At 61.7% G+C, this 23,699-nt stretch carries 18 protein-coding genes and 1 pseudogene; 10 read left to right on the forward strand and 9 right to left on the reverse strand.

Annotation, left to right across the window (positions count from 1 at the left end; translation table 11 throughout):
- Window positions 1-131: 131 nt before the first annotated feature.
- Genes AC4CS3_RS23190 through AC4CS3_RS23200 form a run of 3 tightly spaced genes read left to right on the forward strand, consistent with a single transcriptional unit; the run spans window position 132 to window position 5,870 of the window.
- Entirely contained in the window at window positions 132-2,504 is a 2,373-nt protein-coding gene (locus AC4CS3_RS23190) for an alpha-L-rhamnosidase-related protein (protein ID WP_490785426.1), read from the forward strand.
- 37 nt (window positions 2,505-2,541) lie between these two features.
- The gene (locus AC4CS3_RS23195; RefSeq protein ID WP_490785427.1) at window positions 2,542-4,845 is read left to right on the forward strand and encodes an exo-beta-d-1,3/1,6-glucosidase; all 2,304 of its coding nucleotides are present in this window, start codon (window positions 2,542-2,544) and stop codon (window positions 4,843-4,845) included.
- A 32-nt stretch (window positions 4,846-4,877) separates the two neighbouring features.
- A complete protein-coding gene (locus AC4CS3_RS23200; protein ID WP_269995103.1) occupies window positions 4,878-5,870 on the forward strand; it encodes an acetylxylan esterase in 993 nt (330 codons plus the stop codon).
- Between the two features lie 344 nt (window positions 5,871-6,214).
- Here AC4CS3_RS23200 and AC4CS3_RS23205 read toward each other — a convergent pair whose 3' ends face one another.
- Together AC4CS3_RS23205 and AC4CS3_RS23210 are read right to left on the reverse strand one after the other, a co-directional pair.
- On the reverse strand, window positions 6,215-6,385 hold the full coding sequence (locus tag AC4CS3_RS23205) for a hypothetical protein (RefSeq protein WP_462200282.1): 171 nt from the start codon (window positions 6,383-6,385) through the stop codon (window positions 6,215-6,217).
- 50 nt (window positions 6,386-6,435) lie between these two features.
- Window positions 6,436-6,747, reverse strand: coding sequence for a LacI family DNA-binding transcriptional regulator (locus AC4CS3_RS23210; protein WP_269995152.1), 312 nt, complete (start codon window positions 6,745-6,747; stop codon window positions 6,436-6,438).
- 60 nt (window positions 6,748-6,807) lie between these two features.
- Between AC4CS3_RS23210 and AC4CS3_RS23215 the strand changes: the two genes are divergently transcribed.
- Window positions 6,808-7,320: a TetR/AcrR family transcriptional regulator gene (locus AC4CS3_RS23215; protein WP_269995154.1), complete on the forward strand. Its 513-nt coding sequence runs from the start codon at window positions 6,808-6,810 to the stop codon at window positions 7,318-7,320.
- A 24-nt stretch (window positions 7,321-7,344) separates the two neighbouring features.
- On the opposite strand, the gene AC4CS3_RS23220 is transcribed toward AC4CS3_RS23215, so the two are convergent.
- From AC4CS3_RS23220 to AC4CS3_RS23250, 7 genes are read right to left on the reverse strand one after another with little or no spacing between them, the layout of a single operon-like run.
- A complete protein-coding gene (locus AC4CS3_RS23220; RefSeq protein ID WP_490785428.1) occupies window positions 7,345-9,429 on the reverse strand; it encodes a hypothetical protein in 2,085 nt (694 codons plus the stop codon).
- Window positions 9,422-10,540 (reverse strand): family 43 glycosylhydrolase, encoded by a 1,119-nt coding sequence (locus AC4CS3_RS23225; protein ID WP_490785429.1) that lies wholly within the window; start codon window positions 10,538-10,540, stop codon window positions 9,422-9,424. The genes AC4CS3_RS23220 and AC4CS3_RS23225 overlap by 8 nt, the downstream gene beginning before the upstream one ends.
- On the reverse strand, window positions 10,537-10,968 hold the full coding sequence (locus AC4CS3_RS23230) for an RbsD/FucU family protein (RefSeq protein WP_269995108.1): 432 nt from the start codon (window positions 10,966-10,968) through the stop codon (window positions 10,537-10,539). The genes AC4CS3_RS23225 and AC4CS3_RS23230 overlap by 4 nt, the downstream gene beginning before the upstream one ends.
- Entirely contained in the window at window positions 10,962-11,873 is a 912-nt protein-coding gene (locus tag AC4CS3_RS23235; RefSeq protein WP_490785430.1) for a ribokinase, read from the reverse strand. Before AC4CS3_RS23235 ends, AC4CS3_RS23230 begins: the two co-directional genes overlap by 7 nt.
- Before the next feature lie 25 nt (window positions 11,874-11,898).
- Window positions 11,899-14,394, reverse strand: a complete 2,496-nt coding sequence (locus tag AC4CS3_RS23240) for a glycoside hydrolase family 78 protein (protein ID WP_269995111.1) — start codon at window positions 14,392-14,394, stop codon at window positions 11,899-11,901.
- 60 nt (window positions 14,395-14,454) lie between these two features.
- Complete coding sequence (locus AC4CS3_RS23245) at window positions 14,455-15,480, reverse strand: hydroxyacid dehydrogenase (RefSeq protein WP_269995113.1); 1,026 nt, start codon at window positions 15,478-15,480, stop codon at window positions 14,455-14,457.
- A gap of 50 nt (window positions 15,481-15,530) precedes the next feature.
- Window positions 15,531-16,892, reverse strand: coding sequence for an MFS transporter (locus AC4CS3_RS23250; RefSeq protein ID WP_269995116.1), 1,362 nt, complete (start codon window positions 16,890-16,892; stop codon window positions 15,531-15,533).
- 379 nt (window positions 16,893-17,271) lie between these two features.
- Between AC4CS3_RS23250 and AC4CS3_RS23255 the strand changes: the two genes are divergently transcribed.
- The 6 genes and pseudogenes from AC4CS3_RS23255 to AC4CS3_RS23280 all read left to right on the forward strand — a co-directional run bounded on the left by AC4CS3_RS23255 (window position 17,272) and on the right by AC4CS3_RS23280 (window position 23,566).
- Entirely contained in the window at window positions 17,272-18,798 is a 1,527-nt protein-coding gene (locus tag AC4CS3_RS23255) for an ABC transporter substrate-binding protein (protein ID WP_269995118.1), read from the forward strand.
- Between the two features lie 74 nt (window positions 18,799-18,872).
- Window positions 18,873-19,814 (forward strand): ABC transporter permease, encoded by a 942-nt coding sequence (locus AC4CS3_RS23260; RefSeq protein WP_490785431.1) that lies wholly within the window; start codon window positions 18,873-18,875, stop codon window positions 19,812-19,814.
- Window positions 19,811-21,622 (forward strand): dipeptide/oligopeptide/nickel ABC transporter permease/ATP-binding protein, encoded by a 1,812-nt coding sequence (locus AC4CS3_RS23265; RefSeq protein WP_269995121.1) that lies wholly within the window; start codon window positions 19,811-19,813, stop codon window positions 21,620-21,622. The genes AC4CS3_RS23260 and AC4CS3_RS23265 overlap by 4 nt, the downstream gene beginning before the upstream one ends.
- Window positions 21,619-22,455 (forward strand): ATP-binding cassette domain-containing protein, encoded by an 837-nt coding sequence (locus AC4CS3_RS23270; RefSeq protein ID WP_269995123.1) that lies wholly within the window; start codon window positions 21,619-21,621, stop codon window positions 22,453-22,455. The genes AC4CS3_RS23265 and AC4CS3_RS23270 overlap by 4 nt, the downstream gene beginning before the upstream one ends.
- A gap of 109 nt (window positions 22,456-22,564) precedes the next feature.
- Window positions 22,565-22,726, forward strand: a pseudogene (locus tag AC4CS3_RS23275) (LacI family DNA-binding transcriptional regulator); the annotation flags it as partial.
- 63 nt (window positions 22,727-22,789) lie between these two features.
- Window positions 22,790-23,566, forward strand: a complete 777-nt coding sequence (locus AC4CS3_RS23280; RefSeq protein ID WP_269995125.1) for a substrate-binding domain-containing protein — start codon at window positions 22,790-22,792, stop codon at window positions 23,564-23,566.
- Window positions 23,567-23,699: the final 133 nt, after the last annotated feature.

Raw genomic sequence — 23,699 nt, forward strand, 5'->3', positions numbered from 1 at the left:
CCCCCCCCCCCCCCCCCCCCCCCCCCCCCCCCCCCCCCCCCCCCCCCCCCCCCCCTCCCCCCCCCCCCCCCCCCCGCCCCCGCGTTTCAACTGCTCCCTCCACCGACAACACCGTGATGAGTCTGTAGGCAATGAAGAGTTTCGAATTGGTTCAAGTAGAGCACGGCATGGCAAGCCCGGATCTGGATGGTCCCTGGTTCGGGCTTCCCGCGGAAGCCGCTGCACCCTGTGACGGTGTGGCCTCTTCCATGCGGTTTCGTGCCAAAATCCGCATCGAGTCGGTCACTGAAGCCCCGGCCCTGCTGCGGATCACCGCAGACTCCCGCTACCGGCTGACCGTCAACGGCGATTTGATCGCCGCCGGGCCCGCAAAACCCTCCGGGGCAACGTGGTTCGTCGACACGGTTGATGTCACCCCCAACCTTTCGCCTGGGGAGAACGTCATTGGAATCGACGTGTTGTCCTACTCGACCTCTGCTCTCGGGAACGCCTCCATTCCACGCACGGGCAGGCCAGGCCTTCTGGTCAGGGGAACGATCGCGGATGTCGATCTGTCCACCCCAACGGCATGGAAGTGCGTGCCCTTAGCCGGACGTCATTTTCATCAGGGCCGCAACACGGTCTTCCTCGGTATTCAGGAAACTGTTGACGGCGAGGCGAGCGAGCATGACTGGACGGACCCCGAATTCGACGATTCGACTTGGCACACTCCACTCCTAGACAGCCAGGAACCGTTCAGTACTGTTCCCCGGCCGACTCTCGCGAATCGGTCGATCCCGAATCTGACGCTCGACCCTGTGCCAATCGCAGCCATCGCCACAACCTCGAACCCGGCAATCGATTGGGCCGCTCTCCTACGCGCGGAAGCCGTCGAGATTCCACCCGGCACTGACGTCAGTGTCGATCTCGATGCCGGATCCCTGGTGACCGCATTCTTGGCAATAGCAGTCGAGGCCGGCCGCGGTGCACGTCTCGAAATCACTGCAGCCGAGTGCTATGAGCAACCCCCAACAGAGGTTCCTTGGCTGCGGCTCAAAGGTGACCGCTCGGATCACATTAACGGCGACTTGTACGGCGACCCGGACAGCTACACCCTCTCCGGCACCGGGACCCCGGAACGCCCCGAACGGTACTCCCCCTACTGGTTCAGAACCTTCCGATACCTTCGGCTCCGCATCACTACCACCGAGGCGGCCGTACGGGTCCATCCGCTGACCCTCACCCAAACCCACTACCCCCTGGAAATCAGCGGCTCCTTTTCCTCTTCATCCGATCGCCACCGGAGACTTTGGGATGTCAGTGTCCGTACGCTGCTCAACTGCATGCATGAGACGTTCGAGGACTGTCCCTTCTACGAACAGCTCCAGTACGCCATGGACACCCGCTCGGAAGCGCTCTTCTCCCTGCACCTGTCCTCCGACGACCGCCTGATCAGACGGGCCATCGAAGACTTCGCCGCCTCGGGAGACCCCATGGGTCTGACTGAAAGCCGCTCGCCAAGCGTCGAACCGCAATTCATCCCCGGCTTCTCGCTCTACTGGATCAGGATGATTTCCGACCACGTCGACCATGTCGGCGATCCATCCTTCACCGAACGGTTTATTGGCAGGATAGACGCGGTGCTGGGGTACTTCGCTGACCGGCTCTCTCCCGACGGCTTCGTCATCTCTCCGGAAGATGACGGAGCGGTATGGAACTTTGTCGACTGGACAGATGCATGGCGCCAGTCCAGGGGCGTTCCGGAGCTCGGACCTCGCCGGGCCAACACCATCCTCACCTTCATGTACATCGCCGCCCTAAGGGTGGCAGGGTCCATCGCGCGATTCTGCGACAGGAAGGGGCTGTCCCAGGAATACCTCTCCCGGGCAGACGTCATCGCAGACCGCATCATCTCCGGTCCGGCCTGGGACGAGGCGACGGGCTACTTCCGCGACACCGATCGTGGACGTCCCCAGAGCGTTCACGCCCAGGTATGGGCCGTGCTCTCGGGCGCGGTGGACGGCGCCGACGCTGCCGACCTTCTCCGCCGCGCGACGACCGACGCGGGCCTCGCCCCCTGCTCATACGCGACGACACTCGATCTCTTCGACGCGCTGCGCCGTGCAGGAGCCGACGACCGCATCGACTGGAAGCCATGGGAAGACATGCTGGAGATGAACCTCACCACCTGGGCCGAAGACAACGTCAGCCTCCGCAGCGACTGCCACGCGTGGGGAAGCGTGCCCCTACAGCATTTCCCCCGCTACATCCTCGGCGTCGGCCCTACATCGCCGGGATTCACAACCGCCACCATTGACCCTGCGCCAAGCAACCTCGACTGGGCCGAGGGCACCGTCCCCACCCCCTACGGGCCCATCACCGTGCATTGGACGCGCAAAAGCGGCAACCAACGCACCGTGACGGCGACTGCCCCAAGTGCCGTGCGATTGAAGCCCGCCGATAAAGCCTTCGACATCGCCGAACATGTCGAAAGCCACCAACGGACACTCACCTTCACGCTCTGACAACCTGCCGCGCAGCCCTCAAGAAACGAGAACCCACATGAACGCCCCGCAGAGCGAACTCCGCACCGCCCCGTACACCAACCCGGCACTGCCCATCCCCGAACGAGTCGAAGACCTCCTGAGCAGCATGACACTCGAGGAAAAAGTGGGACAGATGCTTCAGCTCGACGCCCGCGGCGACCTCGAGGACCTGGTGCTCGGAAAACTTGCAGGATCGCTCCTTCACGCCTCACCCGAACGCATCGTCGAAGCGCGCAAGCTCGTGCTGACCACCCGTTTGCAGATCCCCCTGCTCATGGCCGATGACTGTATCCACGGACACTCGTTCTGGCCCGGAGCTACCATCTTTCCCACGCAGCTGGGCATGGCAAGCACCTGGGATCCGGCCCTGGTGGAACAAGGTGCCCGTGCCACCGCCGTCGAGGTCGCCTCCACCGGACTGCACTGGACGTTCTCGCCCGTGCTCTGCATCAGCCGTGACCTGCGGTGGGGCCGCGTCAATGAGACGTTCGGCGAAGACCCGCACCTCATCGGAGCCCTCGGAAAAGCGATGATCCGCGGATACCAAGGAGACGGACTCACGGACCCCACCGCCATCCTCGCCACCGCGAAGCACTTCGCCGGCTACTCCGAAACCCAAGGCGGCCGCGACGCCAGTGAAGCCGACATCAGCCGCCGGAAACTACGCTCGTGGTTCCTTCCCCCGTTCCAGGAAGCAGTCGAAGCAGGGTGCCGCACGTTCATGCTCGGCTACCAGGCCATCGACGGCATTCCCGTGACGGCCAACAAGTGGCTGCTCAACGACGTCCTGAAAGAGGAGTGGGGATTCACCGGCACCCTGGTCACCGACTGGGACAACGTCGGCCGCATGGTCTGGGAACAGAAAGTCTGCGAAGACCACGTCCACGCCGCAACCGTCGCCGTCGAAGCGGGCAACGACCTGGTCATGACAACGCCACAGTTCTTCGAAGGAGCCCAGGAAGCCGTCAAGCGGGGTGATCTCGACGAGAGCCTCATCGACGACGCCGTCCGGCGTCTGCTCACCCTGAAATTCGAGCTCGGACTCTTCGAGGATCCGCGCATCCCGGACGCGACCCAGCAGGCCAAAGTCATCGGCTCCGCAGAGCACGCCACCATCAACCTGGAAATGGCCCGCCGGTCCCTCGTCTTGCTCAGCAACGACGGCACCCTCCCTCTCGACGGTGGCCTGAACGCTTCGGACACAGGCAGAGCCGAAGCAACCGGCGCCCCAATGACCATTGCGGTGATCGGCCCCAACGCAAACGACCCCCATGCACAACTCGGCGACTGGGCCGGCGCTTCCGGACAAATAAATTGGCTTCCCGACGGTCACCCACGGCACCTGACTTCAACCGTCCTCGATGGATTCCGTGCCGTCGCACCGGCGAACTGGACGGTCACCCACGCCAGAGGAGCCAACATCGGGCACCTGGTGCCGGACCCCGCCGGAGCCACGTACGCCGACGGGCAGCCACGGCCACCAATGTTCCTCGCGGCAGGCACGGACGAGGCCATGCTCCAGGACGCCGTCAACATCGCCCGGAACGCCGACTACGTCGTCGCCGTCATCGGTGACACCGTAGCCCTGGCCGGCGAAACCAAATCAACAGCAACACTCGAACTCCAAGGCGGCCAGATCGAACTAGTCGAACGCCTCCTCGAAACCGGAGTCCCCGTCATCGTCGTCCTCATCCAGTCCAAACCCTCGGTCCTGCCCCAGGCCGTCCTGAACGCCGCCGCCATCATCGAAGCCTTCAACCCCGGCATGAAAGGCGGGCAAGCGGTCGCGGAACTCATCCTGGGACTGATCGAACCGACCGGTAGGCTGCCCATCTCCTTCGCACGCCACGCCGGCCAACTCCCGATCTACTACAACCAGATCCGCGGCCAACACGGAGACCGCTACGCAGACCTCTCACAGGACCCGCTCTTCGCATTCGGCGAAGGACTCAGCTACACGACGGTCGATTACACCAACCTCCGCATCCTTTCGGAAAACATCACAGCGGACGGGCAAGTGCAGGCCACGGTCACGCTCACCAACACCGGAATCCGACCTGCCCTCGAGACAGTCCAGGTCTACGTTGCCGACATCGTGACAAGCGTGACCTGGGCAGAACGCGAACTGAAATCCTTCACCCAAGTCCAGATAATGCCCGGACAGTCGGTGGAAGTGGACCTGTCCGTTCCCGCGCGGTCATGCTCCCTCGTGGATCAGCACGGCCACCGCATCGTCGAACCAGGAGCTTTCGACCTGCTCGTCGGCCGACACTCCCGCGACCCGCTGATACTCTCGGCACAATTCCGAATCACGGCCTAGCCGCCGACCCATTCTTCAGAAGGAGCACGCCAATGGCCTTGTTCGACCTGCCCGAGACTGAACTACGCAGGTACATGGGTTCCGGGACAGAACCTCCGGATTTCGACGCGTTCTGGCACCGGACCATCACGGAAGCCCGACAGTTCGACTGGACCCCCCAAATCACGCCCGTGGACACAAACCTCACCACGGTGGACGTCTTCGACATACGGTTCCCGGGTTTCGGAGGCCAATCGATAGCCGCCTGGCTCAGGGTTCCACACGGAGCCACCGAGCCCCTGCCCACGGTCGTGGAATTCGTCGGGTACGGCGGAGGCCGGGGATACCCCGAGGAGTCATTACTCTGGGCATCCAGCGGATTCGCGCACTTCCAAATGGACACGCGAGGACAGGGATCCGTGTGGTCAGTCGGCAACACCGGCGACGAGGGAACCACCGGCCCCGCACACCCAGGTGTCATGACACGAGGCATTCTCGATCGCGAGGACTACTACTACCGGCGCCTCATAACTGACGCCGTACGCGCCGTCGACGCAGCGCGGACACTTCCTCAGGTCGATCCTGCCCGCGTCAGCATCGCTGGCCATAGCCAGGGAGGTGGTCTCGCTCTGGCTGTGGCGGGACTCGTTCCCGATGTCGCCGCAACCGCAGCACTAGTGCCCTTCCTCTGCGATTTCTCCCGTGCAATTCATATCACCGACCAACAGCCATACTCCGAAGTTGCTAGCTTCCTCAAGGTTCACCGCGATTCCGTTATGACAGTAATGAACACCTTGGCCAACTTCGACGCCGTGTTCTTCGTGCGCCGGGCCAGCGCCCCGCTTTACGTCTCGACCGCGTTGATGGACATCACGTGTCCCCCCTCCACCGTGTACGCGGCATTCAACAACTACGCAACCCTGGACAAGCGGATTCAAGTGTGGCCCTTTAACGGCCACGAAGGCGGAGGAATCATCGACTGGCGGAACGCGGTATCCCACGTCCGTGTGCATGCTCGATTGGACCCGCGCGTAATCACCCATTAAGCGGAAGCGTTCCGGGGGCTTCCGCCTTATATGTCCTGCGTGCTGGTCATAGACGCGTTCACAATTCATTTCCTGCGGTTCTGCAACCGGACCGACATTGACCCCAGCCGTGGACCGCTCAAGTCACCTAGTTGGCAGGGAGCAAAGGCTGGTCCAGACGTGGGCGGGTTGACGGAAGATCGATTATCTGGCGATTTTCAATTAGTGAGGGAAGCGGGGTCTAACGCCACCAGCTGCGGGGACATGGGGCGAACCTGTTGGCAAATGTGCGCCGCGGAAGACCGGTGACAGATTGCCCCGGAAGACGCATTCATGGGTCAGTTTCCGCTCCTGTGCTTGCGAGTTCACCTAGTCTGGGCTCGGACGAGGGACGGATCCCGGGAATCGATCATGCGTCGTCCCATGCCGCCGTCAACCCAGATCCAGAAGCAGAATTTGTCGGGCATGACCGCGTCCACGATGCCACTCAGGGCTTCTGGGCCCACGCGGAGGCTAAGGCGGATCCCTCGCTGCATTATCTCCGAGTCTAGGCCCGAATTTTCCGGATCTGAGTAAGTGTGAGCGCCTACATCGTTGGCGCCGTCCAACGTGCCCTTCTTGGTGCCCGGGACAGGATTCGACACAGTTTCTCGCTTCGGATCAGGAACGCTCGACCTGGCCTCCGTAGTGCCCGGGGAGACGGACCGGGCTGAAAAGCCAGTTCTTGGATGACCCTCTGGACCCGCTTTTGGGTTCCCGCTGCGACTAAGTCCGGATAGTGGATGACATTAGAGACGGTAGCGACGGATACACCTGCCGCAAGCGCAACATCGCGCCTTCTCCGGCCCGGCACAGGAACCTGCCTCGGCTCAGCCTCAGGGCCACTGACGTTGTCCATCTGCTTCACGGCTGGTTTTTCTCTTCTCGTTCAACCGATTGATTCCCTGACGTGCCCTCGATGGAGGACATTGCGGGCGAGGCGAGGGTCGGACGCAAAAGCCTGTACCGCCATTTCGCGAACAAAGCCGACTTGGTATGGGGCGGAATGGGGCCGGTCATAGCGGCCTCAGGTACCGCGTTCGAGTCAGCCCCGGCCCCGCCCATGTCCCGTCGCGAGACTTTGGACGGACTCCGCGAAGCTGTGCTTGCCGGCGTTGCCGCTCTCCCGGACCTCGGCGTCACCCGGGGCAGGCTTCGTCTGATCGCTGAGCACCCGGAGTTGATGAGCCGAAGCCAGGATTTTTTGGGAACCCGTCGTGAGCAGACCCGCGCCTACCTCACAGCCCGGGGCATTCCCGAAGACACCGCACAGTACCTGTGCGCTGCCCTCATCGGAGCGACCTTCGAAGCCTGGCTGCGGTGGGCAACCAGCGAAGACTCCGATCCCACCCCCTACATTTGGGCAGCACTGGCAGTGCTGACCCTGGGTGACCTAGACCTAGCCTTGCCAGTGTGGCGGGGCGCGGGCTGACTCGTTAGCCATTCCGGGGTGGTGTCAGCTGACGACCACCCGGACCCGGGCAACGTTCTGGACGCGCCCGAATGGCGTGCCAGCGTTTGCGTCGCGTTGTGAAGTGACCCGAACGGCAGGGAAATAAGTGCCTGGCCTTGCAAACGAACACGTCCGGTACGTGTCCACCCCCGAAGCGGGCGCAAGAGCTTCCGTATGAGGAAAGTGCCCATTTCCGTCCATATCCCACTCGATGGCGGTGATGCTGCCGGACTGTGCCGGCAGCTCAACGGCAACAATGAGGGTGACCTCTTCGCCGATGGCTACGTCAGCGCGCGTCTGGCCGTCAATGAGAAGGGAGAGCACGGGCTGCGGGCCGCCCCGTTGTGCCGCCGTCGGGGGGACAACCACTTGGCCGTCGATGACCTCGTAGCTCGTGGACGCCAGCGGTTCCACCCCCTGCTCAACCCAGGCACTGAGATCGAGCAGTGCCTGCTCAAGGACACCGAGGTAGCTGACGGTATGGGTGGGTCTCTCCTGCGCCTCGCTGTCGCCGTGCAGGGCATTGTCCACGTACCACAGGCGGAACCTGTCTGCCGCTTGCTCCCCGAACTGCTCTTGCACTTTGGTCCGGTACCAATCGGCCTGCCAAGGAAATGACTCGCGGTCCAGCAGGCACTCGACAACGATCATCTTCCCGCCGAAACAGCCGTTCTGCACCGTCCCGGCGGTTGCAGCTGCGAAGAGCGGCCCCAGAAGCATGGGCCGCTGCGGGTATCTGGGCGATCCATCGGGGTTCCGGAACTGGTCCCAAACCGGATAGTCCGCGCCAGGCATCTGGTGCCGGTGGTAGGTCTGGGAAGCCAGGAACCCGCTGTTGTCCACCTGCACCAAATCGCCGGCCCGGAGCTGCCGGAGGACCGCGGTGTCGACTGGTCCGAAGACGGCGAGATCATCCGCCACGGTCAGCAATGCAATCCGGGCGCCCTTCGCCGCGCCTGACGCGACCAGTAACTCCGCGCCGAGGAGTTCCTTCCCGGGACCGCCCTCCAGCCGGACTGCGACAGGAACCTCATTGCCGCCCGCTGATCCAACCCAGGCATCATCCACACCGCCCTGGGACTGCCCCGCCAGAGGCTGAACCACCTGACCCTGCGCCGCCAGATCTGCTGCGGTTAGCAGGGCACCGATCCTGCACCGGTGCTGTACCCGGTCACGAATCAGTGAAGGGGGCGGTTCGAATCCGAGATAACCAGGTTGTGTCCAGAAATCCTCGAAGTAGCCCGGGTCCGCCATGGCCACCCCGGCGTATAGGGCTGAAAAGCCGTGCATTCCCATGGTGCGGTGACCAAACCAGGAACGGGGCGGGAATCCCATCCGGGTGACCTCAAGAAGCGCTTCCCGCTCCTCCGGATCCAGTCCATCGAACATGTCGCCGCTGCCGCCCGGCTCCGCGGCATCCACTACCTGGTCCAGAACGTCCCGAAGGATACGCTGGGCGTGCATGCGGATCGTGAAAACATTGGGAATGGCCATCGGGGAGCCGATCACGTACGGCACGACGCCGTCCCAGACCCCGGCGGTGTTCTCTGCACCGCTGATCGTGCGGAACCCGCCGCCGCTTCCCCCGAAGGCGTAGCCGTAGGGACGGTGGTCCCCGAAAGCCTGTGCTGCCAGAACCCTTGAATGCTGGGCGGCGGCCGCGTTGGCGCGGTAGGCAGCGATGGTGGGATCAACCCCGGTCCCTGGTTTGCCGGCAGTTCCACCGCCGTTGGTTTCGAGGAAGTAGGCGCCGCTGGCGATGGCGAAGGCAATCTTGTTGTGTGGTCCGGCGTCCAGCTGCGCCAGGTTCTCGCTGTCGGGCACTGGTGTGACGTGTTGGAAGAACCGCCCCTGGTACTGGTCCGCCGGGGGCAGGTAGACGGAGAACCGGGTGTCGGTGCCACCAAATCCCCCGTGCAGGTAGCGGTGGCGAACGGGGGTGTCGCGCCATTCGTCGACGTCGACGTAGGGATCATTGAAGAACCAGTCAATGTCGTGGTTGTTCCCGCCCGGACCAGGGTGGGTGTGAGTATCGGTTGCGCTGGCCGGAGCTGTTATGTGGATGGGGTTGTTAGCAGCCTCAGTCATAGTCCTCAACCCGCCATTCGTCGTGCCAATCGATAACGGGGTGCTCATCGGCAAAGCGGATAGGGAGCCACACGTAGTCGGCGATCGCGGTGTTCTCGCCCAGTCCTGCGGCCATCGCCGCCCGGCCATCGCCGGCATCCGACAGCGAGCCACCGCTGGAGCTGCCGCCGTTTGCTTTCGTTGGTGACGCGTCCGGAATCCTGCGATCCTGCGTCATTGACGCCACGACGTCGTAGACGTTTGGCATGTTCTCCGGCAGCTGGGGCAGCCATCGGTCGGCGAGGGCAATGTAGAGGTCCTTTTTGTGTGGATGCTTGAACACACAGCTGATCTGCGACCGGAACGACGTCCGGGAGGGGTCGTCAGGATGTGGGTCGCCGAGAACGGTCCAGGGACCGTGATAGGCAGGCGCCGATGCCACTTCGGAGAAGTTCGGGAAGTACCCGGTGGAGCCGGAAGTGACAAGGTAGTGCACCCCGTGCCGTTCGAAATGGGCGGGTGCCTCCCTGGTAAATGGCGGGCCGGGGTGCGGGAAGTGGGTGGAGAATTCCCCCGTAACGTCGGTGTAGTCGTCCGTCAGCTCTGCGCAGATCAGCTCGGTGTGGACCTTCTCGAAGTAGTAGTACGCCTTCTTGGTGACGGGGTCGATGACGAGATCGAAGTCGCCGGCGCTCATGCCGAGCGGTTCGAGGCCGGCCCGCACGATCTCGTAGGGCCCCAGGACCGAATCGGCGGTGAGCACCGTGGAGCGCTGCGCGCCGTGGCTCCCCTCCCCCATCAACTTGAGCCAGCAGACATACTTGCCGGTGGCCTCATTGAAAAGGATGTGCGGACGGTCCATCTTCTGTGCCGGATGCAGCGGCGACGACGGGTCATCGAGTACCGGCGGGATGATCAACCCGCGGTCATCCCAGTTATAAAGGTCGGTTGAGGAGTAGGCGCGGACACCCCAGTGCCAGTTGCCGCTGCCAGGAGTGGTCTTCTCCTTGTTCTCGCCATACCAGTAGAAGACTCCGTCTTCGTAGTGGATGGAGCCGCCGTGGGCCTGGATGCGGTTGCCGGAGGTGTCCAGCCAGGTTTGGCCGGGACGGTTGGATAAGCGCGCTGTCATGAGCGAACGACTCCTTTGACCAGGATGAAGCACGAGTATGGGCGGGCGTCGCTCGTGATGACGGTAGCGAAGGAGGAACGGGCGAGATCGTAAAATTTGGTTCGCGGGACACGGGCGAGCTCCACCGGCCTGTTCTCGGCCCTGCTGATCAATTGCGTGGCGGACCGGTGTGATTCATACGCCTCTTCAGCCCCTTCGTCGGGGACCATGGCGAACGCCTCGGGAGAAACAAAATCGTCCACGGGAAACAACTGAAGAAGGCTTTCGATGAAGGTCGTGGTGTCGACGCCGAGGGCTTCGAGGGTTCGGGACGGGCCTGAGTGGGCGGGGTAGTTGCGGTCCGCGATGACCAACTGGTCTCCGTGGCCCATGGCTGCGATGGCCCAGAGAAGGTCGGGACCAATTACCGGGGGGATAGTTTTCAGCACGTTGATCCTCGGGGTGTGGCGTGGGCGGGGATGACTTCGCGGGCTCCCTGCCAAGTAACGGCGCGGGCACCAGCGGCATTGGCGCTCGTTGCTGCCCTTTCCAGCTGGTCCCCCAGAGCCAGGCGTGCCGCGAGGGTACCCACGAAGACATCACCTGCCCCGGTGGTGTCCACAACGCGTGCTGACTCACCCGGGACAAGGTATTGCTTGTTGGCATCGAAGACGATGCACCCTTTCGCGCCGAGTGTCACAACCACCGACCGCGCCCCTGAAACTCTCCTGACAGCCTCAGCAAGGATTGTTGGGTCCTGAACAAAGGGGTCAATACCAGCGATGTCCCGGGCCTCGTGTTCGTTCACCACCAAAGGGTCACAGGCGCTGTAGGTCTCCCTGGTCAGCGGGATGACCGGTGCTGCATTCAACACCAGCCGGGCACCGTTGCCGGACGCCAGCTCCGCCGCCGCGTCAGCGCCCGCAGAACCTATTTCCGTCTGCACAATGACAACATCGGATGCGGACAGTGCGGGTTGCAGCTGCCCAAGCAGCGTCCCGTCCACTGCATGGTTGGCGCCCGGAACGACGACAATCGAGTTTTCTCCGTCCGGAGTGACGTGCACGTACGCCGTGCCTGTGCGTGCGTCCTCCAGCGTGGCGACCAAATCTGTCTCTACACCAGCGACTGTTAGCGCCTGAAGGGCCCGGTTGCCTGCTCCATCGGCACCCACGGCACCCACCATCCGGACTTCAACGCCGGCGGCGGCCGCTGCTGCTGCTGCTTGGTTTGCACCTTTACCACCCTGGCCCAAAGTCACCTCTGAGCCGAGCACGGTTTCCCCAGCCGCGGGACGCCGCTCCAACGGAATGATCACGTCTTCGTTTATCGAGCCAAATACTAAAATCGCCATGAAACTTTTTCTCCCTGCCGTTGAATCATGAATTGGCGCGGCTGAGGACATCCCGCAGGTCGCGTTCCAATTCCTTGGTGTCGGGTGCCCGCTCCACGACTGCACTGAGCGGCATGGCGGCCAGGTGCGTGGCGGCAGCGTCGAGCGGCACTCCTGGAAGGTGCTCCCGGAAGACATCCAGAACCGCTGCCCATACCTCTGCGTTGGCGAAGATCTCGCCCAGGACAGTGTCCATGGTGTATTCGATGGGTGCACCGTACTTTTCCGAAAGCGTGTAGCGCCAGGAGTGCGGCCCGGGGCCCACTTCGAGCTCGGCGTTGTCAGGGTGCAGGGGAAGGATGACGGCCGCTGAAGTGCCGGGTGGGACGGTAAGGTCGAGGCTCATCTCGTTGTCCTCGACATGCCAGGAGACTTCGACCCTCCCGCTTGGAGTCTCATGCGCGGCTTTGGCGGACGTGATGCCGCCCCCTGGCTTGGGCGCGATTTGAATTCGTGTCCATCCGGCTTCGATCCGGTTGAGCCCTCCGACAACGCGCTGCAGCCACTCACCAATGGCGCCAAGCGCGTAGTGGTTCAGTGAGGTCATTCCTGTTGCGTGCACCGTGCCGTCGGGGAGCAGAGAGTCCCAGCGCTCCCACATCGTAGTTGCACCCATCGTGACCGGATAAAGGAAAGATGGAGGGGCGGTGTTGAGCAGGAGCTTGTAGGCCTGCTCAAGATGCCCTGTGCTGCTGAGCGCGTGAGTCACGACGTGGGTTCCGGCAAAACCTGTCGAGATCGTGAAATCAGCCTTCTCGATGATCTGCGCGAGCCGATCACCGGCCTTGCACCTTTGGTCCTCATCCAGGATGCCGAACATGATGACCAGGGCATAGGCGGTCGCCGATTCATTGGTGACCCGACCGTTCCGCGACACGTACTCGTCGCGGAATGCGCCACGCACCTTCTCGTGCAAGGCGCGGAACCGGGCGGCATCGTCTTTTTCGCCAAGCAGACGTGAAGTCTCGGCCATCTCGCGGGTTGTCTTGCACAGGTAGGCTGCGGCGATGAGGTGATTATCAGTCTTTCCGTCCCATGGGCGGTCGGCGGGGGCATCCGGATCGAGCCAGTCACCGAACTGGAATCCTGTGTCCCATAGGCCTTTCACATTGAGCAGCGGCTCTACTTGCCGGACGAACGCTGTCATGGAGTCGTAGCTGCGGCGAAGTATGTCCAGGTCGCCGTACTCCTGGTACAGGGCCCAGGGGAGACTGACCGCGACGTCGCTCCACACCGCTGTGGGGCTTGACGGAACGGGGACCATATTGGCGTCCACGTACGGGACAACCCATGGAACACTGCCGGTCTCCTCCTGCTCCGCGGCCAGGTCCTGCAGCCAGGACCCAAGTACGCCACGCACGTCATAGAGGTAGGTTGCCGTTGGCGTAAAGACGTTGAGGTCCCCTGCCCAACCGAGCCTCTCGTCGCGTTGCGGGCAGTCGGTGGGCACTCCAACAAAGTTGCCGCGCATCGACCAGACAACATTCTTGTGCAGCTGGTTAACAAGCTCGTTCGAGGTCTCGAACCAGCCGGTGCGGGGCATGTCGCTATGGACCACGACTGCCGTAAAGGCGTCCTTTTCCGGTGCACCCGGCCACCCGGACACTTCGACGAAGCGGAACCCGTGGAACGTGAAGCCGGGTTCCCAGGTTTCCAGCCCGCCTCCGCCGAGCGTGTACCGGTCCGTGGTCTCGGCACCGCGGTTGGTTTCTGTCTCCAGCTCACCGTCCGGGGTAAGCACCTCGGCGTAGCGAAGCGTTACAGTGCGGCCGGCTTCGCCGGCAACGGCTAACCGGACCCAGCCGGAGACAATCTGTCCGAAGTCGACAATCGTTTTGCCTTGCGGGCTGGTCAGGATGTCGATCGGGGCGATGTCTTCAATCCGTCGGATGGGCGGCGCGGTGGGAAGTTCCAGAGTCTCCAGGTTCCAGTCAAACAGCTGCGCTGAAGCCCATCCGCCGTCGTCGAACCCTGCCTGGTGCCAGCCGTCCGGCTCCAGCCGGGCGTCGTAGGTCTCGCCTGCGTAGATGCCGTTCTTGCGGACTGCCCCCTCGCCTACCCGGAACTGCTCATCGGTGGCGATGATTTCTGTGCGGTCCCCGTATTCCAGCTCCAGCTGGGCGAAAAGTGCCGGCCTGTCGGCGTAGTTGTGGCGCTTCTTTTCCCAAGTCAGGTCTCCGACGGCCCAGCCCTCTCCCACGATGGCGCCCAAGGCATTTTGCCCTGCCACCAGCTGGTCCGTTACGTCGTAGCTGCTGACCATCACCCGGTGCCGGTATGAGGTCCAGCCTGGTGCCAGCACCTCATCGCCCACGCGGCCGCCATTTAGGTATGGCTCCACGATGCCGAGCGCAGTGATCCGCAGCGTTGCCCGCTGCAGCCGATCGTCGACGTCGAACTCCCTGCGGAAGTAGACCGCTGGGTCTCCTGCGTTGGAGGCGCTGCTGCTGCTAATGAATGAGCTTTGGGGTTCAAAAGTCATGGTGGATGTCCTTCCGACCAGAGTGGTGTTGCGTGGAGGAGTGTTCAGGGACGGTGTTCGTCAGCTGACAGGCTTGTTGCGGTATCGGGTCACCAGTTCGGGCGCGGCAATTTGCAGCCTCGAGGGCGGCAGGCCGGCTTTGAGAAGTTCCAGGTCGTCGCAGACCATGTCGCCGATGCTGTAGAAGGCCTCCGGAATTCCTCCCGCCCGGTGCGCGGAGAGGACGGTGTTTTCCTGGTTTCGGAAGGGGCTGTCTGCTGGCAACGGTTCAGTCGGCCACACGTCGACGGCGGCGAAGATCTTTCCCTGTGCGAGACGTTCCAGTAAGGCGTCATAGTCAACGACGTTGGCACGGCTGACAAGAATCAGGCGCGCGCCCGGGGGCAGGAGATCAAGGGCTTCAGCGTTCACGAAATGCAGGTTTTCAGCCGTTGCCGTAGCGAAAACGAAGACGAACTGGCTTTGGGCGAGCGTTTCCTTCAGCGAGCCGGGAATCAGGTCAGCATCCTCGAGAACTGAGGTAGGCAGCCAGGGGTCGTAGACTCGGATGGTGTTGTTGAAGGGCTTCAAGAGGCGATGCAGCGCACGGCCGAGGTTGCCGTAGCCGACAAAGCCAACATTCGCTTTGCGGAGAAGAACGGAATCGTGGTTGCTTCCGGCCACCCACCGCTCCGTACCCTCTCGCATTGCGCGGTCTTCGCGGCTGATGCCCCGAGCGAGGTCCAGGGCCAGGCCCAGAGTGTATTCGGCTACGGCCTGGGAATAGGCCGGTCCGCAGCCAAGCACGCGGATTCCCTGCCGGAACGCTGCAGCATAATCGACGTTGGGGAAGAAGTTCCCTTCCACGTTGATGATGGCCTTGAGGTTTTCCGCTACCTTTATGGTGTCTGCCGGCAGTTCGGGATGTCCCACAATGGCGAAGACGTCCGGCAGGGCTGCCCGGAATGATCCCCCGGACGGTGTGGCCTCGAGGTCCAGAACATCGAATTCCTCGTTGAGGCGAGCCAGTGTTTCTTCCCGGAAAATCCGATCGCGCAACTGGGGGGCGGGTTGGAGGATTACTAGCGGTTTGGGTGTTTGAGGCATTGCTTTCCCTTGTTGCGGTTACTGTCGGAGGGTCGGCGGGCGGTAGGGGGTTAGCGGACGGCCTTCACCCGCAGGATGACGAGTCCGCCAAGAATGGTGAAAACGGCGCCGGCGATGTAGAGAAGGGGGTAATTCTTCTCCATCGCTGCCGAGGTACCAAGGGCCAGTATCAGCGATGCAACGATAGGGGCCAGGGCCTGCGGAATGGTCGTTGCGAACTGAGTGATGCTGACGAACCGGCCTGCATCTGTTTCACGCTCGGGCAGTACATCCAGCAGCAGGGCCTGATCCACCGCGGAGAAGATACCGATACCCAGGTTGGTGAGAAAGGATCCCGCGATCAGGAAGGGCATGTCGGGAGCGAAGGCCATGATGACGGCGCCGAGGGCGAACAGTGCGCCGCCGGCGAGCACGAACGGCTTCCGCCGCTGCAACTTGTCTGAGACGAAACCACTGGCGAGAGCGCCGCCCATGGTGCCGACAATACCTACCAGCCCGACGATGGCCACGATGCCGCCGACCTCAGTGACAGGCAGGCCCAGCCGGGAAGCAAAAAAGAACGCGGTGTAGGTGGTGTTGAGCGTGAGGCCAAAGTAGAACAGGAACCGTCCCAGCCAGTTCCAGGAGAAATCCGGGTGGCGGCGCGGGTTGAATAGGTATTTCGATACAACGGTCTTGACCGTGAGGGGCTGGTCGAAGGTATTGTGGCGGCTGTCGTCCTCATGTACGAGGATCACAAACAGCAGCACCAATACCAGTGCGACGGCGCCCGGAATCAGGAACAGCAGCAAGGACTGGGACGCCAGCGTTCCGCCGATGATGGCGCCAAAGACAGGTGCGGCCATGGAGGCGAAACCTGTCAAGCCTGCGACCTTGCCGCGCTGGAACTCAGGGAGCTGGTCAGCCTGAATGGTGGTGAGGTTGTTCAGGACCTGGCTGAAGCCGATCTGGGCGATGATCCAGCCGATGCCGAGGACCAGGATCGATGGGGCTGTTCCCATGGTAGCCAGTGCCACCAGCCCTAGGAGGGTCCCACCGATCAGCCAGGGACGGCGACGGCCCCACCGGGTGCGGGTGCGGTCGCTGAGTTGACCGCCGAGGGGGCCAAAGATCAGTGCTGCCACCGAACCTGCACCAAGGATGAAGCCGAGGTACTCCTCGTTGTCAGGAGCCAGGTCTTTGACCCGGATGGCCAGAGAGATGGCGATGGGTGTAACAAAGGCGATGTATGCGCCGAATACGGCCAGGACCAGCAGCAGAATCCACCGGCCACTGACCCGGGGAAGACCCCTGCCGTCGTTGTCCGAGCCAAGGGCTGCCGTCAGTTCCTCTGCTTCTACTTCACTCACTGCCCCGGCAAGCGGGAACGCCGTACTGAGGGGAAGTGAATTGTGAGTGTTGGGCTCACTCATTAGGGGGACTCCTTTGTCGTGCCGGGGGGTATTCAGGGTCAGCGCCTCTCAGCAAAGCTGGGATGCAGTCGTGATCTTCCACGACCGGGAACTGCCTTTGAAACGTTTCGGCAAAATGTCTTCCCTAAAAGATAGAACCGCAAGTATCACGTGTCAATAGAAGTGGGGGTTTCGTTGCAGCCATCAGAGGAGAGCCCCGCTGCCCCCTATTTACATTGATCAATTTTGCCACTAGCTTAGTGACGCGTGATACCGTACGCTCCATATCACGTGATACTAGATGTGATGTGGCTCATGCTCGAGTTGTGGTTGTTGGCGCTCGAGTCATAGACCCACTCCAACGCCCACACGTTCCCGCCCCAAGACAAGGAAGTCATCAGTGCAAAAAATTCTTAGAAAACTCGCAGCGGTAGCCACCGTTGCGACGACCGTGCTGGCTCTGGCCAGTTGCAGCCCTGGCTCCCAGGCCGGCGGTGAAGAACCCCAGAACCTGACCCTTCATTTGGCTGCTGCTTCCCCGCCCGGAAACTTCACGATCGGCAACTGGACCGGCGGGGACGCAACACTTTTCCTGTCCGTGTATGACACTGTGATTCACCAGACTTTGGACGGGAAGCTTGAAGGTGGAGTCGCCAAGAAGTGGGAGTACTCGGATGACAAGAAGACCCTAACGTTGTCAATCAGGGATGGCATGAAGTTCACCGACCGCACCCCGGTTAATGCCGAGGCTGTTGTTGCGTCGCTCAGGGCGGCCATGGCAGGGGCCTCAACGAAGGCTAACCTGACCTCGATCGCATCAGTGGAAGCTACGGACAGTTCCACGGTGAAGGTCAGCTTGTCTCGGCCCGACGCTTCTCTAGTCCCGGTGCTAGCAAGTGTCGCCGGTGCCGTCGGAGCCCCCGCAGTACTCACCGCTGAGAGTTCAAAGCTGGAGCCCGTAGGTTCCGGTGCCTACGTCCTCGACAAGGCAAAGACGACAGCTGGTTCGGTCTACACGCTGACCAAGAACCCGGACTACTGGGACGCAGGGGCGTACCCCTATGGGACTGTTGAAACCAAGATTATCGCCGATGCAACGGCCGTGCAGAATGCGATGCTGAGCGGCCAGCTCGACGCAACTTCTGTCTCAAGCGCAGAAGAAGCAAAACAATACCCCGAAAGCCAGTTCTCGAGCGGCCCCACTCCCCCCGCTGCCGTCGGTGGGTTGTTCATCGTCGACCGTGCGGGAAGCGTCGTGCCGGCTCTGGCCGATGTCCGCGTGCGTAAGGCCATTAACCTTGCTATCGATCGCGAGTCGATTCAGAAGAAGCTCATTGGCGCCGAACGGGGCGCGACGAATCAGATGGTCAGCCCCAGTGGAGAGACTTTCGACAAGGACCTCCTGAGCGCGTACCCGTTTGACGTAGATAAGGCCAAGTCCCTCATGGCGGAGGCAGGATACGCCAACGGATTTGCAGTGACGATGCCGAGCACCCCTATCTCTCTGCGTTTCGAATCCGTGCTATCCCAGCAGCTCGGTGCCATCGGCATTAAGGTGAAGTGGGAATCGGTACCGTTCCAGGACTTCTACGCCAAGGTCCTTGGCCGGTCGTATGGCATGTTCTTCATGTTCAACGGTCTGAGTGGGTCCGACGCGCTGGATCTGAACAATAACCTCACAGGTGTCTTCAATCCGTTCAATGCGACAACACCGGAGCTTGACGCTCTTCGTGCAGCGGCGGACGCCGCCCCTGACGCGAAGCAGGTCAGCGCATTCAAGGCGATCAACAAGTACCTCGTTGAGCAGGCATTTTACGCGCCGATCATCGCAGGTGAGGGTGTCTACGTGGTCAAGAAGGGCATCGAATTCACGCCGCCGGTCGCACGAGGACAGAACGTCCTCCCTTTCAAGCCTGTTTCCAAATAGTCCGCACCGCTATTAGTTAGAGACTACTGATGCTGTGCGGGCGAGGCCCCGCACAGCATCACAAGGAGTATCCTGTGATCCCATTTCTTCTCCGCCGCGTCGGCGCCGGACTTGTCCTCATCACCGTCGTTACCGCCATCACGTTTTTCCTGACCTACGGCGCAAACATTCCGGTTGCCCGCAATATCCTCGGCCCTGCAGCGTCCCAGGAACAAATTGACATCCTCAACGGGCAGCTGGGCTTGAACCGTCCCATCCTGGAACAGTATTTCGCCTGGATTGCAGGCGTTTTGCAGGGAGATCTGGGCACGTCATACTACACCAGCGAGCCCGTTGTGCACGCGTTGGCCAGCCGTCTCCCCGTTACTCTTTCCGTTGTGCTTCTCTCGGCTGCCATTACGTTGACTGTCAGTATCTGGCTGGGCGTTGTCGGCGCCGCTCGGGGCGGCGTTGTTGACGCTATCTTGCAGGGAATCTCGACCATCACTTTCGTCTTCCCCGCGATCATTCTGGCCATTGCCATGGTCTACGTTTTCGCCATCTCGCTGAAACTGGTTCCGGCGGTAGGTTATACGTCGTTTGATCATTCACCCGGGCAGTGGTTCGCATCAGTGATTCTGCCCGCGATCATCCTCTCCATCGGAGGCATCGCGGCTCTCGCAGCCCAGATCCGGGGCTCGCTGGTCGACGAACTGAGCAAGGATTACGTCCGGACACTGCGCAGCCGCGGAGTATCGGAAAGGTCCATTCTCCTCAAGCACGCTCTGCGCAATGCGTCCGGGCCAGGATTCACAACGTTTTCGCTTCAGTTCATCTCACTGTTTGGAGCCTCCCTGTTCATCGAGAAAATCTTTGCCCTGCCCGGCTACGGCACCTACGGCTTCAACGCGACCATGCAGTTCGACCTGCCCGCCATGCTCGGCGTAACGCTTTTTGGCGTCGGCCTCGTTGTCGTCATGAATCTCGTCATCGATATAGCCAGCGGGTGGCTCAACCCGAAAGTCAGGATGTCATGACCACACCCTCCATCGGCCAGACCACAGACGTAGGTGCCGCCAACGCCCCCAAACGGATAGGTGCCTTCCGTCGCATTATCAGCACCCCGCTCGGGCTATTCTCAGTCATCATTCTCCTCAGCATCGTCATGCTGGGCATACTGGAACCGGTGCTGCGAGGCCATGATCCGAACACCGCCGAACTTTCAGCCATTAACGCGCCCCCGGGAACTCCGGGTTATTTCCTTGGCGCGGACCAGAACGGCCGCGACATCTGGTCCCGCGTTCTTGCCTCCATCAACGTTTCTGTAATCTCCGCACTGATCGGCTCCGGCGTCGCAGTGGCCATCGGCAGCATATTTGGCCTGATTTCCGGCTATATCGGAAAGCGTCTGGACGGCGTGCTGGCCTGGCTATTCAGCCTCCTCATGACATTTCCCGCCATGATCCTGATCATGGTGCTGCAGCCCATCACGGGCGGGACGTATCAGACCATGATGGCGCTCTTTGGCATCTTCATATCGCCGGGCATCTTCTGGCTGGTAAGAAACCTCGTCATCGGAGTCAAGAATGAGCTGTACGTCGACGCCGCCAAAGTCTCTGGACTATCGAATCGGCGGATCCTGTCCCGGCACGTGCTGTACGTGGTACGAGGCCCGATCATCATTTCAGCGGCATTCATGGCCACCGCCGCCATCGGCATTCAGGCCGGTCTCGCTTTCCTTGGCTTCGGCTCAGGTCAGGACGCGAACTTCGGGACAATGACCGGCGACGCGTTCCTGAACATCTATAGGGCACCCCTTCAGCTCCTCTGGCCTTCCCTGTTCCTTGCCCTGATGAACGCAGCGCTTGTCCTGCTCGGCAATGCATACCGGGACGCACTCGCTGGGCCGCAGGCGGTGGCGCCCCGCCAAAAGAAGAAGCAATCCGCGGCCAAACTTGAAGTCACTAAGCCTCTGGAGGCGCACCCGCAGTCAGCGGAGGTTTCGGCTTCGGCTCGTGCGGAGTTGCTTTCGGTACGCAATCTTCGCGTCTCCTACCCGAATTTGGATGGGACCCGCAAGGAGGTTGTAAAGGGAACGTCCCTGTTCATCCGTCCCGGCGAGATCGTGGGTCTTGTCGGGGAATCGGGGTCCGGCAAATCGCAGACCGCTTTCTCAATTTTGGGGCTCCTTCCCAAACAAGCCGAAGTTTCCGCCGATGTGATGAACCTCGCCGGCGATTCACTCCTCCAGCAGGATGGGAAGCTGTTGCGGCGCATGCGTGGCAGCGTCATCTCCTACATTCCACAGGAACCGATGTCGAACCTGGACCCGTCCTTCACCATCGGCAGCCAACTGGTCGAAGGGCTCAGAGCATCGATGTCCAAGAAGGAAGCCAAGGAAACAGCACTGGCCCTGCTGGCCCGTGTCGGAATCACGGACCCGGAGCGCACCTTCAAGTCCTACCCGCACCAAATATCCGGAGGGATGGCTCAGCGGGTACTCATCGCCGGTGCAGTTGCGCCGAGGCCTAAACTGCTGATTGCCGACGAACCCACCACCGCTCTCGATGTGACCGTGCAGGCGGAAATCCTCGACCTGCTCCGCGATCTCCAGGGTGAGCTTGGCATGGGGGTCCTCCTTGTCACACACAACTTCGGGGTGGTCGCCGACCTTTGCGACAGGGTCCTCGTAATGCGTGACGGTGAGATTGTCGAGGGAGGGCATGTCAGGACCATCTTCCGTAACCCCTCCCACCCCTACACACAGGAACTGATCTCTTCGATCCTGGACGAGGCTACTGTCCGGACCGATCCTGAACTGGTCGGCGTTAAGGAACATAAGTGAACCCTTTATTACAAGTATCGAAGCTGCGGCTGAGCTATCCGGGACGAGGGTTCCGGTCTGCTGCCCCGGAAGTGCTCCGAGGCGTCTCCCTGGACATAGCCCCTGGAGAGACAGTCGGGCTAGTGGGAGAGTCCGGGTCTGGCAAGACCACCCTTGGGCGAGCTGTGCTCGGCCTGGCCGCCCCCACTTCAGGGTCAATCACCTTTGACGGAAACGACATCACAGCAGCCAGCCAGCGAGAGCGCCGGAAACTCGCCCGCGATATCCAGGTTGTGTTCCAGGACCCCTACACCTCACTGAACCCTGCACTCCAAATAGCGGACATCCTCTCCGAACCCCTGATCGCTCAGGGGCAGAAGCCGGCCGATGCTCGACGATCAGTAACGGCCCTCCTCGACAAGGTGGGACTACCGGCCGATTCAGCTGCCCGCTATCCACGAGAATTCAGCGGGGGGCAACGGCAGCGCATAGCCATTGCGCGTGCGCTAGCGTTGCAGCCCCGGCTGATCGTCTGCGACGAGCCCGTTTCAGCACTGGACCTTACTACCCAGGCCCGGATTCTAGACCTCCTCATCGATCTGCAGCGCGAAACCGGGGTTGCCTACCTGTTCATCACCCACGACCTCTCCGTCGTGCGCCATATCAGCCACCGTATAGCCGTAATGTTCCGCGGTGAGCTGGTCGAAACAGGTCCGACAGCGCAGGTTACCGAGGAGCCGGAGAGCAACTACACTCGCAGACTTGTGCTGGCCTCGCCCACCGCCGACCCCGATCGGCAGCGTCAACGCCGGGAGGCCAGACGAATGCTCAGCCACAGCGCTTCCACCACGTGACGGCCGGCATCAGCGGGCGGAGCCGCGGGCCTCAGGCGAACTGGACGGGGCTGCGGGGCGGGGATATCCGAGTATCACGTGTCAAAGGCTTCTATGAGATGATCAAGCTGTGGTAGCGGAAACAGCACAGACGCGGCGGCCAACGAGCTTTGATGTCGCCAAGAGAGCCGGCGTGTCCCGGGCCACTGTCAGTCACATTTTGAACGGGCAGGGTTCACGTTTTCCCGAAGAAACCCGCAACCGCGTCCTAAATGCAGCCACCGAGCTGAAGTACCGGCCATCGCCGGCCGGGAGGGCGCTTGTCACAGGCCGAAGTGACGTTATCGTGGTCGTCATGCCGAACACAACGTTCGGGAGTAACCTTCAGGACCTGGTTGATGAAATCACCAGACTCGCAGACATTCACGGGCTGAGCGTTGTAGTTCGTTTTGCTGGCCGGGATTTTGCCGAGACCCTGACCGCAGTAATGAACTTCCGGCCCGTCGCGGTTGTGAATCTCGGTGGCCTGAACACTGAAGACCAGGCAACTCTGGCAGCGTCAGGCGTGGTGACCAGCCCCAGCGTTGGCTGGACCGCCGGATCTGGAGCAGACCCGAACTATCTGATCGGCCAGAAAATGGCCGAAGAACTACTTCGCGGCGGTCCACGGCCTCTCGTCTACGCTGCCCTGCTTGACGAAAGGACAGACCCTTACGGTCCTGGCCGTTTCGCCGGACTGAAAGCTGTGGCAGATGCCTCCGGGTTGCCACGGCCGGCACGAATTGAAGTTCCCCTCGACATCGTTGGCGCAACCCTGGCCCTTGCTACCGTCTCCGCGGAGGGATCATCCCTTGGAGTGGCCTGCTACAACGACGATGTCGCCATTGCTGTGCTGGCTGCAGGCCGCACACTGGGTCTGGAAACACCAAGGGACCTGGCTGTGATGGGCATGGATGCAACGGAAGTCGGTCAGCTCGTATCGCCCCGGCTGACCACGATGGAAGTTGACACCACCGCGCTGATGAGACAGATCGCTGCGGACCTTGAAGCAGTGAGCAAAAAGTCTGCCCCCACGCGCATATCTGATGGCGACCAGGATTTCCTGACCGTCATACAGGGAGAAACCACCTGATCCCGATTCCAGGACGACGGAAAGTCCTCGGGGCAAAAGCCAGCCATCCGGTCAGGCTCGATCGGAAGCCTAAAGCAATCTAGTGGTGTGTCTCCAAAATAGTTGATGCTTTGAGTGTTAACCTTGTCGTATG

This window comes from Arthrobacter sp. SE2, assembly GCF_058244265.1.

What these genes read in the sequence shown, in the direction of transcription:
- AC4CS3_RS23195 (WP_490785427.1), top strand. Translation starts at nt 2,542, where the DNA reads ATGAACGCCCCGCAGAGCGAACTCCGCACCGCCCCGTACACCAACCCG.
- AC4CS3_RS23265 (WP_269995121.1), top strand. Translation starts at nt 19,811, where the DNA reads ATGACCACACCCTCCATCGGCCAGACCACAGACGTAGGTGCCGCCAAC.
- AC4CS3_RS23280 (WP_269995125.1), top strand. Translation starts at nt 22,790, where the DNA reads ATGCCGAACACAACGTTCGGGAGTAACCTTCAGGACCTGGTTGATGAA.
- AC4CS3_RS23240 (WP_269995111.1), bottom strand. Translation starts at nt 14,394, where the DNA reads ATGACTTTTGAACCCCAAAGCTCATTCATTAGCAGCAGCAGCGCCTCC.
- AC4CS3_RS23225 (WP_490785429.1), bottom strand. Translation starts at nt 10,540, where the DNA reads ATGACAGCGCGCTTATCCAACCGTCCCGGCCAAACCTGGCTGGACACC.
- AC4CS3_RS23205 (WP_462200282.1), bottom strand. Translation starts at nt 6,385, where the DNA reads ATGCAGCGAGGGATCCGCCTTAGCCTCCGCGTGGGCCCAGAAGCCCTG.
- AC4CS3_RS23210 (WP_269995152.1), bottom strand. Translation starts at nt 6,747, where the DNA reads ATGGACAACGTCAGTGGCCCTGAGGCTGAGCCGAGGCAGGTTCCTGTG.
- AC4CS3_RS23200 (WP_269995103.1), top strand. Translation starts at nt 4,878, where the DNA reads ATGGCCTTGTTCGACCTGCCCGAGACTGAACTACGCAGGTACATGGGT.
- AC4CS3_RS23215 (WP_269995154.1), top strand. Translation starts at nt 6,808, where the DNA reads ATGGAGGACATTGCGGGCGAGGCGAGGGTCGGACGCAAAAGCCTGTAC.
- AC4CS3_RS23220 (WP_490785428.1), bottom strand. Translation starts at nt 9,429, where the DNA reads ATGACTGAGGCTGCTAACAACCCCATCCACATAACAGCTCCGGCCAGC.
- AC4CS3_RS23245 (WP_269995113.1), bottom strand. Translation starts at nt 15,480, where the DNA reads ATGCCTCAAACACCCAAACCGCTAGTAATCCTCCAACCCGCCCCCCAG.
- AC4CS3_RS23250 (WP_269995116.1), bottom strand. Translation starts at nt 16,892, where the DNA reads ATGAGTGAGCCCAACACTCACAATTCACTTCCCCTCAGTACGGCGTTC.
- AC4CS3_RS23235 (WP_490785430.1), bottom strand. Translation starts at nt 11,873, where the DNA reads ATGGCGATTTTAGTATTTGGCTCGATAAACGAAGACGTGATCATTCCG.
- AC4CS3_RS23190 (WP_490785426.1), top strand. Translation starts at nt 132, where the DNA reads ATGAAGAGTTTCGAATTGGTTCAAGTAGAGCACGGCATGGCAAGCCCG.